The organism is Saccharopolyspora sp. NPDC049357, from assembly GCF_040677225.1.
GTDB lineage: Bacteria > Actinomycetota > Actinomycetes > Mycobacteriales > Pseudonocardiaceae > Saccharopolyspora.
In genome coordinates, this window is record NZ_JBFAQJ010000005.1 from 150,022 (window position 1) to 163,602 (window position 13,581).

Genomic DNA, 13,581 nt, shown 5'->3' on the forward strand with positions numbered 1-13,581 from the left:
CACGACGGAGTGAGGAGAGCGCGTTGCAGTTCCACCACCACGGATACGTTTCCGGTGACCCGCGAGTTCAGCCCGCAGCCGGCGTGGGTCTCAACCGCCCCGAGGAGCTGCCGGGTGAGGTCGACGTTCTCATCGTGGGCAGCGGCCCGGCCGGCATGATCGCCGCCGCGCAGCTGGCGCAGTTCCCGAACATCACGGCCCGGCTGGTCGAACGTCGGCCGGGACGGCTGGAAGTCGGTCAGGCCGACGGGATCCAGGCTCGCAGCGTCGAGACCTTCCAGGCGTTCGGCTTCGCCGGGCGGATCACCGAGGAGGCCTACCGGATCACCGAAATGGCCTTCTGGAAGCCCGATCCGGAACACCCGGAGAACATCGTGCGCGCCGCGCGTGCGCCCGACGACCCGACCGGCATCAGCGAGTTCCCGCACCTGATCGTCAACCAGGCCCGCGTGCTGGACTACTTCGCCGAGGCCGCCCGCAACGCCCCCGGCCGGTTGGAACCGGACTACGGGTGGGAGTTCATCGGTCTCGACGTCGACGACGACGGCGTGAACGTGCGGCTGCGCCGGACGGCCGGGCCCGACGAGGGGTCCGAACGCACCGTCCGCGCCCAGTACGTGATCGGGTGCGACGGCGCGCGCAGCGGTGTGCGGGAGTCGATCGGCCGGGAACTGGTCGGTGACCGGGCCAACCACGCCTGGGGCGTGATGGACGTGCTGGCCGAGACCGACTTCCCCGACATCCGCACCAAGTGCGCCATCCAGTCCCACGACGGCGGCAGCATCCTGCACATCCCGCGCGAGGGAAACCACCTGTTCCGGATGTACGTCGACCTCGGCGAGATCTCCGAGGCCGATCACGGCAAGGTCCGCGAGACCACGCAGGAGGAGGTCGAGGCGCGCGCCAACCGGATCCTGCACCCGTACACGCTGACGGTGAAGCACGTGGCGTGGCGCAGCGTCTACGAGGTCGGGCACCGGTTGACCGACAAGTTCGACGACGTGCCCGCCGAACTCGTGGGCGTGCGGCACCCGCGCGTGTTCATCACCGGCGACGCCTGCCACACCCACAGCGCCAAAGCAGGTCAGGGCATGAACGTCTCGATGCAGGACGGCTGGAACATCGCCTGGAAGGTCGCGCACGTCCTCGACGGCCGCGCGGACCCCGCGCTGCTGGACACCTACTCCGCCGAGCGCCAGGTCATCGCCCAGAACCTCATCGACTTCGACCGCCGCTGGTCGAAGCTGATGGCCGCCAAGCCCGAGGAGCTCTCCGACCCGACCGAGCTGGAGGACTTCTACGTCAAGACCGCGGAGTTCCCGGCCGGTCTCATGACGCAGTACCAGCCGTCGATGATCACCGCCGAGGCCGCGCACCAGGACCTGGCCGCGGGATTCCCGATCGGCAAGCGGTTCAAGTCCCACCCCGTGACCCGGGTCTGCGACGGCAACCCGGTCCACCTCGGCCACCACCACCGGGCCGACGGCCGCTGGCGCATCTACGTCTTCGCCGACCGGCCCGGCCCGGGAGAACCGTCCCAGGTCACCGACTTCGCCGAGTGGATCACCACGGATCCGGACTCGCCCGTGCTGTCCCACACCCCGGCGGACCGCGACGTCGACGCCTGCTTCGACGTCAAGGTCGTCTACCAGCAGCCGCACACCGAGATCGATCTCGGCCGAGTCCCCGCCGCCTACAAGCCCGAGGTCGGCCCCTTCGAGATCATCGACTACGAGAAGGTCTACGCGGCCGACCCGGCGGACGACATCTTCGCCCGGAACATCAGCCGGGGAGGAGCGCTGGTCGTGGTCCGCCCGGACCACTACGTCTCCCACGTCCTGCCCCTCGACGCCCGCGACGACCTAGCCGCGTTCTTCAACGCCATCATCACGCGTCACCCGACGACGCACCCCGAACGGGCGGTCCCGTCACCCTGAACCGGATTTCAGTGGAAATCGGACACCTGATTTCCATTGAATTCGGGTCCCCGACTTCAGTGGAAATCGGGGACCTCCGGAGCGGGAACGTCGGTCAGGGGGTGGTTTCCGGGATGGTGATGAAGGAGCCGTCGGCGAAGCCGAGGCAGGGACCCGGACGGTGGCCGAAGCGCTCGACCTTGCCGAGGAAGAGGGTGTGGTCGCCGCCGTCGTGCTCGCTCCACGGGGTGCACTCGAACCAGGAGACCGACCCGGCGAGGCGAGGTGCGTGGGCACCCTCGACCCAGTCGGGGTCGGCGTGGGGCCTGCCCGCGAAGTGCGTGGCGAGACCGCGCTGCTCGGCTCCGAGGACGTTGACGGCGAACGGCCTCCCGTGCAGCAGCGCGTGCGCCCGGACCGAGCGCTGGATCGCGACCAGCACCAGCGGCGGGTCCAGCGATACCGAGGTGAAGGAGTTGATCGTCAGCCCGTGCCGCTTCGCCGTCCCGTCGGCGAAGCCGTCGAAGGTCACCACGGCGACGCCGGTGGCGAACCGCCCCAGGCAACCGCGCAACACCTGATTCCGGGACTGGGCCGAAGTTGCGGTCATCGTCGATCGCTCCCTGAGAACTGTTGCGCGGTCGCTCTGCTCTGCGGTGCGGACTCCCGCGTCGCTCCTGGACATCGGCGTCGCGGAACGAGCCGCTCCGGTACCGATCGACGTTAGGATCGGCCCCGAGCACCAGCAACGGCCGCACGACGCCGTGCTCCGGCTGCACAGAGCCGTGCGCTCGGTGGACAGCGCCGCGCAGCCCTCCTCCGGCAGTGTCGGGGCGGGCACTTGACCCTCAGCGCAGCAGACCTGCACCTCAGCGAACACCGGCTCGCGGCACCGCCCGCGACCGCCCGCGGCGGGCCACGATGACCGTGACCGGGCACGCCTCAACGAGGAGACGCAGATGCCGAACATCGGAATCATCGGAGCAGGGACCGCGGGCCTGCACCTCGCCCTGCTGCTCCAGCAGGCCGGGGTCACCACCCGGATCTACACCAATCAGACCGCCGAGCAGGTGGCGTCGGGGCGGCCGCAGAACAGCGTCTCGCACCACGCGCCCACCATCGCCCGCGAGAACGCCATGGGCGTGAACTTCTGGCCGGTCGAGGAGTACGGCTACCAGGTCCACTACCACCACCTGAACGTCCCGGACGGTCCGCCGGTGTTCCGCGGTGACTTCCTGCGGCCCTCGCGCGTCCTGGACTACCGGATCTACCTGCCGCGCCTGATGGCCGAGTACGAGGAGCGCGGCGGCACCATCGAGCAGCGCTCCGTCGAACCCGGCGACTTCGAGCAGCTCGCCCGCCACCACGACCTGATCGTGGTCGCCGCAGGGAAGCGCTCCTTCGCCGAGTACTTCGGCGAACGCCCGGACGTGTCGCCCTACGCCAAGCCGCAGCGGCACCTGGCGGTGGGCTTCTGGGACGGCGTCGCGCAGACCGAACCGCGCGCGGTCACGATGAGCATCTCGCCCGGCCACGGCGAACTCCTGGACCTGCCGATCACCACCTTCGACGGCTGGGCCAGCGCGCTGCTGTGCGAGAACGTCCCGGGCGGCGACCTGGAAGCGCTGATGACGCAGAAGGAAGCCGACGATCCCGAGGCCTACCGCCGGCTGACGCTGGACAAGCTCAAGGAGCACCACCCGACGGTTCACGAGCGCATCGACGAGGCGCGGTTCAAGCTGATGCGCCCGGGGGACATCCTGCAAGGCGCGGTCCGCCCGGTCGTCCGCGAGGACTACCGGTTGCTGCCGGACGGAACCGTGGTGCTGGCGCTGGGAGACGCGCACTCCACCGTGGATCCGGTGACCGGGCAGGGCGCCAACTCGGCCTCCTTCGAAGCGCAGGTCGCGGCCGACGCCATCATCGAGGACGGGGTGGTCGACGAGCGCTTCGCGCAGAAGGTCGCGCTGCGCCGCCGCGAACGCGTCGACGGCCTCAGCACCTGGGTCAACACCATGATCGCCACACCGACGCCGCCGCACCTGCAGAAGCTGCTCGGCGCGATGTCGCAGATGCGCACGCTGTGCGACGAGTTCACCGAGAACTTCAGCTACCCGCACCGCAACGGCGACATGGTCGCCACCCCGGAACGCGTGGACGCCGCGATCGCCCGGCACGCCGCGCTCGGCACCGACCCCACCGATGGAAAGGCCTCCTGATGCACAAACTTCTGGTCCTCTACCCGCACCCGACCGATCCGGCGGCGTTCGAGGCCCACTACGAGGGCACGCACATCCCGCTGGCGGCGAAGCTGCCGGGAATGCTGGACTTCCGGTACTCCTTGAACGTCCACGCCGAGCCGGAGAGCCCGTACTTCGCGGTGTTCGAGGCCGACTTCCCCGACGCCGAGACGATGGCAGCGGCGCTGGCGTCGCCGGAAGGCGAGGCCGTGCAGGCCGACGTGCCGAACTACGCCACCGGCGGCGCCGTCGTGCTCGACTACCCGGTCGTCAGCCGCTGATCCGCGCTGCCGCGCCGCGCCCGTTCCAGCGCGGCGCGGCGATAGGCGCTGGGCGCCACGCCGACGTGCTGGCGGAAGGTCCGCGAGAAGTGCGAGGCGTCCGGGTAACCCCAGCAGGTCGCGATCTCCGAGATCGGCCGGTGCGCGTGCAGGGGATCGCTCAGCTCCCGGCGGATCGCCGCCAGCCGCTGCTCGCGGATCCACGCCGACACGGTGGTGCCCTGCTGCTGGAACAGCCCGTGCAGGTGCCTGGTGGAGATGAACACGGCGCGCGCGACGCTGTCCGGGCTGAGCTCGCTGTCGCCGAGGCTGTTGAGGATGTGCTCGCGGATGCGCAGCATCAGCGACAGGTGCTCCCGGTCGTGGTCGTCGGTGCGCGCGAGCGCGGCGGTGCTCAGCAGCGCGGAGATCAGCTCCACAGCGGTGCGCACCACCCGCGCCGAGGCCGGTCCCTCCAGGGAGGCGAAGTCGCTGGAGATCTCGGTCAGCAGGGGAGTGACGAGCCTGGTCAGCGACTCCTCCGGGCCCAGCGAGGTCGCCGTGATCGCGCGGACGTGCTCGGGGCTGGGGTCGATCAGATCGCGCGGGAGCATGAGCACCACGGCGTCGATCGGGTCGGGGAATCGCAGGTCGTAGGGCCGCGGTGTCGTAGACGCTGACGCTGCCGGGCGGCATCAGCGCCGTCCGGGCGTCCTGCACGAGCTCGGCGGTGCCCTCCAGCATCAGCGTCACCTTGTAGAACAGCCTGTGCGAGGCGTCGATGAGCGCCGGAGTCCGGTGCACCTCGTGCGGGGTGACCTTCAGGCGGGAGAAGAACACCCCGTCGATGACCCTGCCCCGGATGGTGGCGGCGAACCGGCCGTCGCTGAGGTCGTCGACGACCAGCGGCACGAACGAGGACGACACCACCCGCTGCCACGCCAGCACGGATTCAGTCGCGAACGCGACCGGCGGCAAAGCCATGAGCGCCTCCTCGACGTCGAGGGAATGTCTCCGAGGTCGTCCTGCGTGATGGTGCGGGTGGCGGCCCCTGAGACGCCATCCGCGCACCGCTCCTGATGCGTCGCCACGCACGCAGTTCGGAGGCAGGTACTAAACCAGCTCGGATCGTTCTCCCGCCAGTGCCGGTTCTTGACCGAGGTGGACGGATTACTCCCGTATTCCGGTCCCCGATTACCGGAGTTTTCCGGATCCTCCAGGTCCCCGCCTCCGGACTCGGCGTACTGCCGCGACCGGGACTCGGAGTGGGGAATCGTTGCGATCGGTGCTGGTCGGGACGTATGGTTTGCCGTTACTGAACGATCGGTAAGGACGGACAATGGCGTCGGTCAGCTTGGACGAGGAAATCGAGTCGTTCGAGGCCTCGGCTTCGACGGTCTTCGCCCCGTTGCGCATCCGGCCGCTGCGGCCGGGACCGTTCCGGAGCTCGCTGCGCGCCACCTCCGCGGGTGACGTGGCCGTCACCCGCATCAAGTGCGCGCCCTGCCAGGTGCGGCGCACGCCCCGGCTGATCGGCTCGGGCGACCGCGAGCTGGTGAAGGTCACCATGCTCACCGCGGGTCGCGGCGAGGTCGAGCAGGACGGCAGGCGCTGCGTGCTCACGCCCGGCGACCTGGTCAACTACGACACCGACCGGCCCTACCAGCTGAACTTCCCCGACCCCTACGACATCACCGTGGTCGCCGTCCCGAAGTCCCTGCTCGGCGGGCACGTCGACACCCTCGCCACGCGCAGCGCCGTCGCGGTGCCCACCTCGCGCGGCGTGCAGCGAGTGGTCGGCGGGTTCTTCCGCACCATGACCGACGTGCTGGGCGAGGACACCGCCGGTTTCAGCGGAGACGCGGGCAGGCACCTCACCGACGCGCTGGTGTCGATGGTCATCTCCGAGCTCGCCGAACTGCGCCCGGAGCCCGGCGAGGACTTCGCCGACCGCGTGCTGGCGCACTGCCTCGCCCGCCTCGCCGAACCGGGTCTCACGGTGGAATCCGTAGCGCGCGCACATCACGTTTCCGTGCGCTACCTGCACAAGCTGTTCGCCGGGCGGTCGATGACGCTGTCGGCGTGGATCCGCAGGCAGCGGTTGGAACGCATCCGCCGCGACCTCGCCGACCCGGCGCTGGCCGACCGCACCGCCGCCGCGATCGCCGCCCGCTGGGGCGTCCTCGACGCCACCCACCTCAGCCGTGCGCTCAAGGCCGAGTTCGGGTTGACCGCCGCGGAGATCCGGCGGGCGACGCGGTAGCCGCCCGCCGGACACCCCCTCACGCCAGGCTGGTCCAGATGCTCTTGACCTCGGTGAAGGCCTCGATCGCGTCCCAGCCCATCTCCCGGCCGGAGCCGGAGGACTTCATCCCGCCCCACGGGGCACCCGCGTCCAGCAGCGGTGGCATGTTGATCCACACCGTGCCCGCCTTGACCTGGTGCGCGAGCCGGTTCGCGGTGCCGATGTCGTGGCTCCAGATGTAGGCGGCGAGCCCGTACTCGGTGTCGTTGGCGCGCGGCGCCAGCTCCTCCGGGTCGTCGTAGGGCAGCACGGTGAGCACCGGCCCGAAGATCTCCTCGCGGGCGATCCGCATGTCCTGGCCGACCCCGCCGAACACCGTCGGCTCGAAGAAGTAGCCGTTGGCAAGGTGCCCCTCGGCACGACTGCCACCGGTGAGCAGCCGCGCGCCCTCGGACTTGCCGATGTCCACGTAGCGCTGGATCTGCTCCAGCTGCTCCAGCGACGCCACCGGTCCCAACTGCGTCGACTCGTCGAGCCCGGGTCCCAGCTGCATGGAACCTGCCGCGCCGGCCATCTTCTCCGCGAACTCGTCGGCGCGGCTGCTGTCGACGTAGTAGCGGGTCGCGGCCGCGCACACCTGACCGGAGTTGAGCAGGCCGGACATCAGGTTGCCCTCGATGACCGCGTCGATGTCGGCGTCGGCGGCGATGATGCTCGGCGCCTTGCCGCCCAGCTCCAGGGACACCTTCTTCAACGCGCGACCGGCCTCCGCGCCGATCTCCCGGCCGACAGCGGTGGACCCGGTGAAGGAGATCTTGGCGACCCCGGGGTGGCGCACCAGCGCCTTGCCCGCCTCCGAGCCGCCGGTGACGACGTTGACCACGCCCGCCGGAAACCCGGCCTGCTCCAGGACCTCCGCCAGCAGCAGGGCGGTCAGCGGGGTCTGCTCGGCAGGTTTGACGACCACCGTGTTGCCGGTGGCCAGGGCCGGGGCGAGCTTCCAGACCAGGATCATCAGCGGGAAGTTCCACGGCGTGATCAGCCCGCACACGCCCAGGGGTTCGCGCCGGGTGCGGTGGTCGACGTCGGGGACCGACAGGGGAGTGGTGACACCGGTGATCTTGGTGGTCCAGCCCGCGTAGTACCGCAGGTGCTCCACGGCGTTGGGCACCGAGAACCCGGCGCTGATCGCCAGCGGCTGGCCCTGGTCGGTGGTCTCCAGCCGGGCGAACTCGTCGGCCCGCTCTTCGAGCAGGTCAGCGGCCTTGAACAGCAGCCGGGCGCGCTGGGCGGGCAGCAACCCGGCCCACTCCGGCGACCCGAACGCCGCCCGAGCGGCCTCGACCGCGGTGTCCACATCGGACGCCGTCGCCTCCGGTAGCTCGGCGATGATCTCGCCGTTCGCCGGGTTGTGCGTCGGGAACGTGGTGCCGTCGCCACCGGTCCACTTCCCGTTGATGAACATGTCAGTGCGCAAGGGGAACTCCTCGGGACTCTTGATCCGCTTCAGTCCGCGGCGGTAGCAGCTGTTCCAGGTGCGGGCCCCAGAGGGCCGCTGAGGTTCCGCTACCCGCACCGCCGAGCAAGCCGCTCATCAGAAGGGCTTTCAGTCGAAGACGATGACGCCGCGCAGGTTCCGGCCCGCGTGCATGTCCTCGTACGCCTCGGCGACCTGGTCGAGCGTGTAGGCCTTGGTCACCAGTTCGTCGAGCTTGAGCTGGCCGTTCTGGTACATGCGCAGCAGGTTCGGGATGTCGCGGCGCGGGTTGGACTCGCCGAACAGCGATCCCTGCAGCCGCTTCTGCATCAGCGTCAGGTCGCCGAGCGCGATGGGCGCACCGACGGCGGTGATGTCGCCCAGCCCGGTCACCACGACCGTGCCCGCCTTCCGGATCGAGGCCAGCGCCTCGCCGATGTGCTCGCCCCGCACGACGCCGATGGTGATGATCGTGGCGTCGGCTCCCTGGCCGTTGGTGACCGACCGAGCGTGCTCCGCGGCCTCGTCGATGCCGGTGAAGAAGTGGGTGGCACCGAACTGCTTGGCCCAATCCGCCTTGGCGGCAACCGGATCCACGGCGATGATCGTCGTCGCCCCGGAGTGCGCCGCGCCCTGCAGCGCGTTGACGCCGATGCCGCCGATGCCCATCACGATCACGGTGTCGCCGGGTTGGGTGTTCGCCGACCGCACCGCCGAACCCCAGCCGGTGGGCACGCCGCAGCCGACCAGCGCGGCGGAGCGCAGCGGGATGCTCTTGTCGATCTTCACCACGGAGTCGATCGACACCGTGGTGTGCTCGCTGAACGTCGAGATGCCGCACTGCTGGCCGACCGGCTCGCCGTCGAGGTGCATCCGGAAGCTCGACGGGTCGTCGGCGCGCGCACCGGTGAGCAGCGATGCGCCCAGGTCGCACAGGTTCGACAGGCCGCGCGCGCAGAACTCGCACCTGCCGCAGGCGGGCAGGAAGGAGAACACGACGTGGTCGCCGACCTCGAAAGCGGGGGTGTTCGGCCCGACCGCGGTCACGACCCCGGCGCCCTCGTGACCGCCTGCGTAGGGGTGGACGCCGACCGGCACGTCACCGGTGGCGACGTGGTCGTCGGAATGGCACAACCCCGACGCCGCCAGCTTGACGGTCACTTCGCCCTGCCTCGGATCGTCGAGCTCGACCTCGACCGTCTCGTAGGTCCCGGGGACTTGGCGAATGATGGATGTGCGGGTGGTGATCGGCATTGATACCTCCGTGACTCCGTCGTCACGGCCAGTACAACCGCCTGAACAGCCCACCCGATCACCAATCCGCGCACTCCTCCTCGCCAATTCGTGCACGGCCGCGCGCGGGCTGTTCGTGGTGCCACCGGCGGAGGGAGGCCTCCGCCGGTGGCACCCACGGGGTGGGTCCCCGCTCAGCGCACCTCGAGTTCCGAGACTCCGGTGTGCTCCGGGCTCTCCGGGCCGGTGAGCTCGACTCGGACGTAGCGGGCCAGGTGGCCCTCCGGCAGCTCCGCCGGGACCTCGGTGAACGTGCGGCCGTCGACCGAGGTCAGCAGGCGGTGCGAGCTCGGGGCGATCTCGCTCCAGCGCGGCGTGATCTGCGAGATCCGCTGCGCTGCGCCGAGGTCGACGGTGGCCGAGCCCTGCGGGCCGTTGAGGTGCCACGGCGTGGCCGCGTTGCCGTCGACGGCTGCTTCGGCGTAGCGACCGGGCTCCTCGCTGGTGGCCTCCGCCGACTTGCAGCGCGCCAGGTTGTCGGTCGGCGTCAGGTCCGGCCTGCGGGTCTTGAGCATCAGCGGCTGCGCCTCGCTGACCACGTGCTCGCCGTTCGGGGCCTGCACGGTGAACGGGTCACCGCTGCGCAGGAGCACCGTCGTCTGGTGACCGCCGATGCGGACGTCGAACGTGCGGCCCTGCCACTTCAGCCCGGTCAGCTCGACGCCCTCGCCGAGCTGCGGCGGCAGCGTCGGGTCGAGGACGACCTTGTCGCCGCGCCAGCGCATGCCCGTCAGCCCGTGGGTGAAGACCTGCGTGTAGCCGCCGGCACCGGTGAGGAAGTTGAACGTCGGAGCGCCCGCCCCTTCACCGGCCCGCTCGCCGCGCGCCTCGGAGAACTGGGCGAACGGGTCCTTCTCGAACGGCCGGATCGACCGGTCGAGGTAGGTGTTGGTCGCGCAGCCGGGTTCGCCGATGGCGGCGGCGTCGATGGCGTGCGCGGAGTCGGTCATCGCCGGCCCGTCGGGGTCGGTGCGCGGCGCGTAGTAGTCGAGCGTGTTCTGCGCGACGTGCTCGGGCATCGGCCACTCCAGCGGGTACTGCAGCAGGACCGCGTCGGCCTGCTTGATCCGCTGACCCGCGTACCCGTCGTACTGCCGGAACACCTGCGCCTGCTGGTCGAAGGGCATCCGCACCGAGTCGGCGATGGCGTTCCACTCCGGGGGAGCGGGTTCGCCGAGGACCTGAGCGGCCTCGGTGGCGTGCCGCAGCGCGGTGGCCGCGCCCGCGTTGGTGAACACCCCGTCGTTGACGCCGTTGCTGTACTCGTCCGGGCCTGCGACGTTGTTGATCGAGAAGGTGCCGTCGGCGTTGGGAGTCACGCGCCCGGCCCAGTACTCGGCCACGCCGCGCAACACCGGCCAGCCGTGCTCCCGCAGCCACGCCCGGTCGCCGGTGGCCAGGTAGTACTGCCAGGTGGACAGCGCGACGTCGCTCTGCAGGTGGTTCTGGGTCAGGCAGTGCGGCGGATCCCAGCTGTGGCAGTCCTTCTGCAGGTCACCGCTGTCGGCGCTGGTCCACGGGTAGAACGCGCCCTGCTGGCCGATGGACCGCGCGTTGGCACGCGCGGCGGGCAGCGTCTTCTCGCGGTAGGCCACCACCGACTTGGCGATGTCGGGGTGCTGCAGCAGAAGGCTCGGGTACATCCACAGCTCGGTGTCCCAGAAGTTCAGGCCCGCGTAGTTGTCGCTGCTCAGCCCTGCGGGGGCGACGCTGGTGTCCTGTCCTTCGCGGATGCTCGACAGGATCGCGTACTTGCTGGAGCGCAACGACTTCTGCAGGTCCGGGCGGTCCGTGACGCGGATGTCGCTCTCCCACAGCTCGTTCCACGCCGCGGTGTGGGCGTCGAAGAGGTCGTCCCAACCGCGCTCGGCGGCTTCCTGCGAGGCCCTGACGGCGGCGGCCTCGTGATCCGGCGTGGTCAGCGCGGTGTCGACGCCGACGAACTTGCCGAACTCGTAGGTCTCGCCCCGCTGCGCCTCGAGGCCGACCTTCTGCTCGGCGTCGAGGCCGTCGACGCGCTGCTGGGAGGTCGTGCGCACGTCGTCGGGTCCGACCAGCGTGGACGCGACGGTGCCGCGAGCGCCGACGCCGTCGGTCTCGAAACCGACGCGCACGGTCTCGCCCTCGGCCTTGCCCGCGGTCGGGTGCATCCGGCGGGCGCCCGCGCCCTCGATCGCACCGGCCACCTCGACCTGTCCCGACCAGCGCGGAGCGACCCGCGCGCGGACGGCTCCGACGTGCGGGTTGGTCCGGTCGGCCACGACGTCGTAGGTGAGGTCGGTGACCTTGCCGTCCGGTGCGGTCCAGGTCAGCGACGTCGACACGACACCGCACTGGACGTTCAGCGACTGGCGGAAGTGGGAGATCTGCTCCGGCGGCGTCTGCGGCGAGAAGGTGTGCTCGCCCGCGCGGACGGTCAGGGACGACCAGGTCGGGATGGCCGCGATGGCGTGCCTGGGCACGTCGGTCTGCGAACTGGGACCTTCACCGTAGAGGCCGGTGACGAAAGCGCCGTCGTAGCGAGGGGTTTCGAGCGGGAACCCGGTCTTCTCGCCGGTGGCGGCGTAGCCGGCCCCGGTCGGCGGCACGCGTTGCGAGAGGTATCCGTTGCCCACGAAGGCGTGCGCGGTGTAGGCGGGGTCGAACCGGTCGGTCGACATCTCCCACGTGTCGTCGCTCGCGCAGCGCGAAGGCGGCTCGGCCGGGGCGGCGCCCGCGACGGGCACGACCGCGCCCGCGGTGACCAGCAGCGCGGCGCCCAGCACGCTGCTTGAACGATGCAGTTTCACCCGAGTCAACTCCTGTGTTCGATTTCGGATGGTGATCGGGAATCCTGCTTCGGCGGCATTCGATCGTCAAGTCGACGTGGTATCGATCATGCCTGCGCTTTTCGGAATGGCGAGTGAGCGAAGTGGACGTCGCGTATACGTGGACGCATGAGTTCCTTTTCGCGACGGCGACTGCTCCAATTGTCGGCAGCGGCCGGTGCCGCCGCTTTCGGCGCGGCGTCCTGCAGCGCGCGGCCGGCCACCGACCAGGCCGCCGGTGCCGCGCGGTTGAGCTCCCCCACCGGTGTTCTCGGGGCGAACTTCAACGGTGACCCGAGCATCATGACCTGGGCAGGGCTGGAGCGCGCCGAGGCGACCTGGGTGCGCGGCTTCGCGGCCATGCCCGACCTCGACGAGGGGGCCCCGGCCGACAACCGGGCGATCAAAACCCTGCTGGAGGCGGTGGATCGCAAGTACGGTGCCGTGCTCTCGCTGAAGTTCCCCTATTTTCCGCGTTCGCACGACAGAATTCCCCGCCCGGGTACCGAGGAGATGAAAAAGGACCTGGCCAGGGTCGACAAAGTGCTGCCCGAGGTGATGGGCGAGGTCGACGTTCTCGTCATCGGCAACGAGCCGTTCATCGAATGCCCGAAGGCTGATTGGACCAACGGCGCGATCAACGACTTCTACGAGACCGTGGCCGAGCACGTCATCGACTACCGGGCGAAGAACTTCCCCGAGGGGTGCAAGACGGTCCTCTACATGGGTTCGCTGAACCACCTCGACCAGCCCGACGAGTGGATCAACAGCGGTACCGATCGCTGGATGAAGTACGTCCGCGACACGCCCGAGATCGAGGGCACCGACATCCACCCGCACGTCGACGAGCCCGACGGTGCCCAGGCGTACCTCGACTACGTGCTGCCCGAGCTCGGCGACAAGAAGTTCCTCGTCACCGAGTTCTCCCTGGTGCAGCTGTGGAAGAACCACCTCACCGACAAGATCCCGGCCGCCTACGCCGAGAAGTACGGGGTTCCGGCGGGCACCGAGGTCTGGCAGGTCATCCGCAACGCGCTGAAGCAGCCTTTCCCGAAGCAGCGATGGTACGACCTGCTGCGCGAAAGCCCGTGGTTCGAGGACAACAAGCACTACCTCAGCGAGCAGATGGCGAAGTTCCGCGCCACCGGGAAACTCGCCGTGGCCACCTACGGAATCGGCCAGGACGCGGCCATGTCCGGGGACGATTTCGATGCGAAGAGCACCCCGTGGCTGCTCAACAGCCTCTACGCCTCCGCGACCGTGCAGCCCGAACCCAACGGTGAGGCCGCCCCCAACTACGCCTGGCTGGAGGACTTCACACGCGCCCAGAAGTCTTGATCGTC

10 protein-coding genes and 1 pseudogene are annotated in these 13,581 nt (G+C 69.8%); 5 read left to right on the plus strand and 6 right to left on the minus strand.

The window, feature by feature from the left end; translation table 11 throughout:
- Positions 1-23 precede the first annotated feature (23 nt).
- Complete coding sequence (locus tag AB0J91_RS06500; RefSeq protein WP_363864782.1) at positions 24-1,937, plus strand: FAD-binding monooxygenase; 1,914 nt, start codon at positions 24-26, stop codon at positions 1,935-1,937.
- A gap of 94 nt (positions 1,938-2,031) precedes the next feature.
- Here AB0J91_RS06500 and AB0J91_RS06505 read toward each other — a convergent pair whose 3' ends face one another.
- The gene (locus AB0J91_RS06505) at positions 2,032-2,526 is read right to left on the minus strand and encodes a flavin reductase family protein (protein WP_363864784.1); all 495 of its coding nucleotides are present in this window, start codon (positions 2,524-2,526) and stop codon (positions 2,032-2,034) included.
- 349 nt (positions 2,527-2,875) lie between these two features.
- On the opposite strand from AB0J91_RS06505, the gene AB0J91_RS06510 reads away from it, so the two are divergent.
- Positions 2,876-4,135, plus strand: coding sequence for a styrene monooxygenase/indole monooxygenase family protein (locus AB0J91_RS06510; protein WP_363864786.1), 1,260 nt, complete (start codon positions 2,876-2,878; stop codon positions 4,133-4,135).
- Positions 4,135-4,437 carry an EthD family reductase gene (locus tag AB0J91_RS06515; protein WP_363864788.1) on the plus strand — a complete coding sequence of 101 codons (303 nt, stop codon included), beginning with the start codon at positions 4,135-4,137 and terminating at the stop codon, positions 4,435-4,437. The genes AB0J91_RS06510 and AB0J91_RS06515 overlap by 1 nt, the downstream gene beginning before the upstream one ends.
- Here AB0J91_RS06515 and AB0J91_RS06520 read toward each other — a convergent pair.
- The gene (locus AB0J91_RS06520; RefSeq protein ID WP_363864924.1) at positions 4,416-5,030 is read right to left on the minus strand and encodes a helix-turn-helix transcriptional regulator; all 615 of its coding nucleotides are present in this window, start codon (positions 5,028-5,030) and stop codon (positions 4,416-4,418) included. The genes AB0J91_RS06515 and AB0J91_RS06520 overlap by 22 nt on opposite strands.
- Positions 5,031-5,088: 58 nt before the next feature.
- A pseudogene (locus AB0J91_RS06525) lies at positions 5,089-5,400 on the minus strand (AraC family transcriptional regulator); the annotation flags it as partial.
- 355 nt (positions 5,401-5,755) lie between these two features.
- Here AB0J91_RS06525 and AB0J91_RS06530 point away from each other — a divergent pair.
- Positions 5,756-6,679, plus strand: a complete 924-nt coding sequence (locus AB0J91_RS06530; protein WP_363864790.1) for a helix-turn-helix domain-containing protein — start codon at positions 5,756-5,758, stop codon at positions 6,677-6,679.
- Between the two features lie 19 nt (positions 6,680-6,698).
- On the opposite strand, the gene AB0J91_RS06535 is transcribed toward AB0J91_RS06530, so the two are convergent.
- The 3 genes from AB0J91_RS06535 to AB0J91_RS06545 all read right to left on the minus strand — a co-directional run bounded on the left by AB0J91_RS06535 (position 6,699) and on the right by AB0J91_RS06545 (position 12,220).
- A complete protein-coding gene (locus AB0J91_RS06535) occupies positions 6,699-8,138 on the minus strand; it encodes an aldehyde dehydrogenase family protein (protein WP_363864792.1) in 1,440 nt (479 codons plus the stop codon).
- A 129-nt stretch (positions 8,139-8,267) separates the two neighbouring features.
- Positions 8,268-9,392 carry an NDMA-dependent alcohol dehydrogenase gene (locus AB0J91_RS06540; RefSeq protein ID WP_363864794.1) on the minus strand — a complete coding sequence of 375 codons (1,125 nt, stop codon included), beginning with the start codon at positions 9,390-9,392 and terminating at the stop codon, positions 8,268-8,270.
- Between the two features lie 173 nt (positions 9,393-9,565).
- On the minus strand, positions 9,566-12,220 hold the full coding sequence (locus tag AB0J91_RS06545) for a glycosyl hydrolase family 65 protein (RefSeq protein WP_363864796.1): 2,655 nt from the start codon (positions 12,218-12,220) through the stop codon (positions 9,566-9,568).
- 147 nt (positions 12,221-12,367) lie between these two features.
- Here AB0J91_RS06545 and AB0J91_RS06550 point away from each other — a divergent pair, with 147 nt between their 5' ends.
- Positions 12,368-13,576 carry a hypothetical protein gene (locus AB0J91_RS06550; RefSeq protein WP_363864797.1) on the plus strand — a complete coding sequence of 403 codons (1,209 nt, stop codon included), beginning with the start codon at positions 12,368-12,370 and terminating at the stop codon, positions 13,574-13,576.
- Positions 13,577-13,581: the final 5 nt, after the last annotated feature.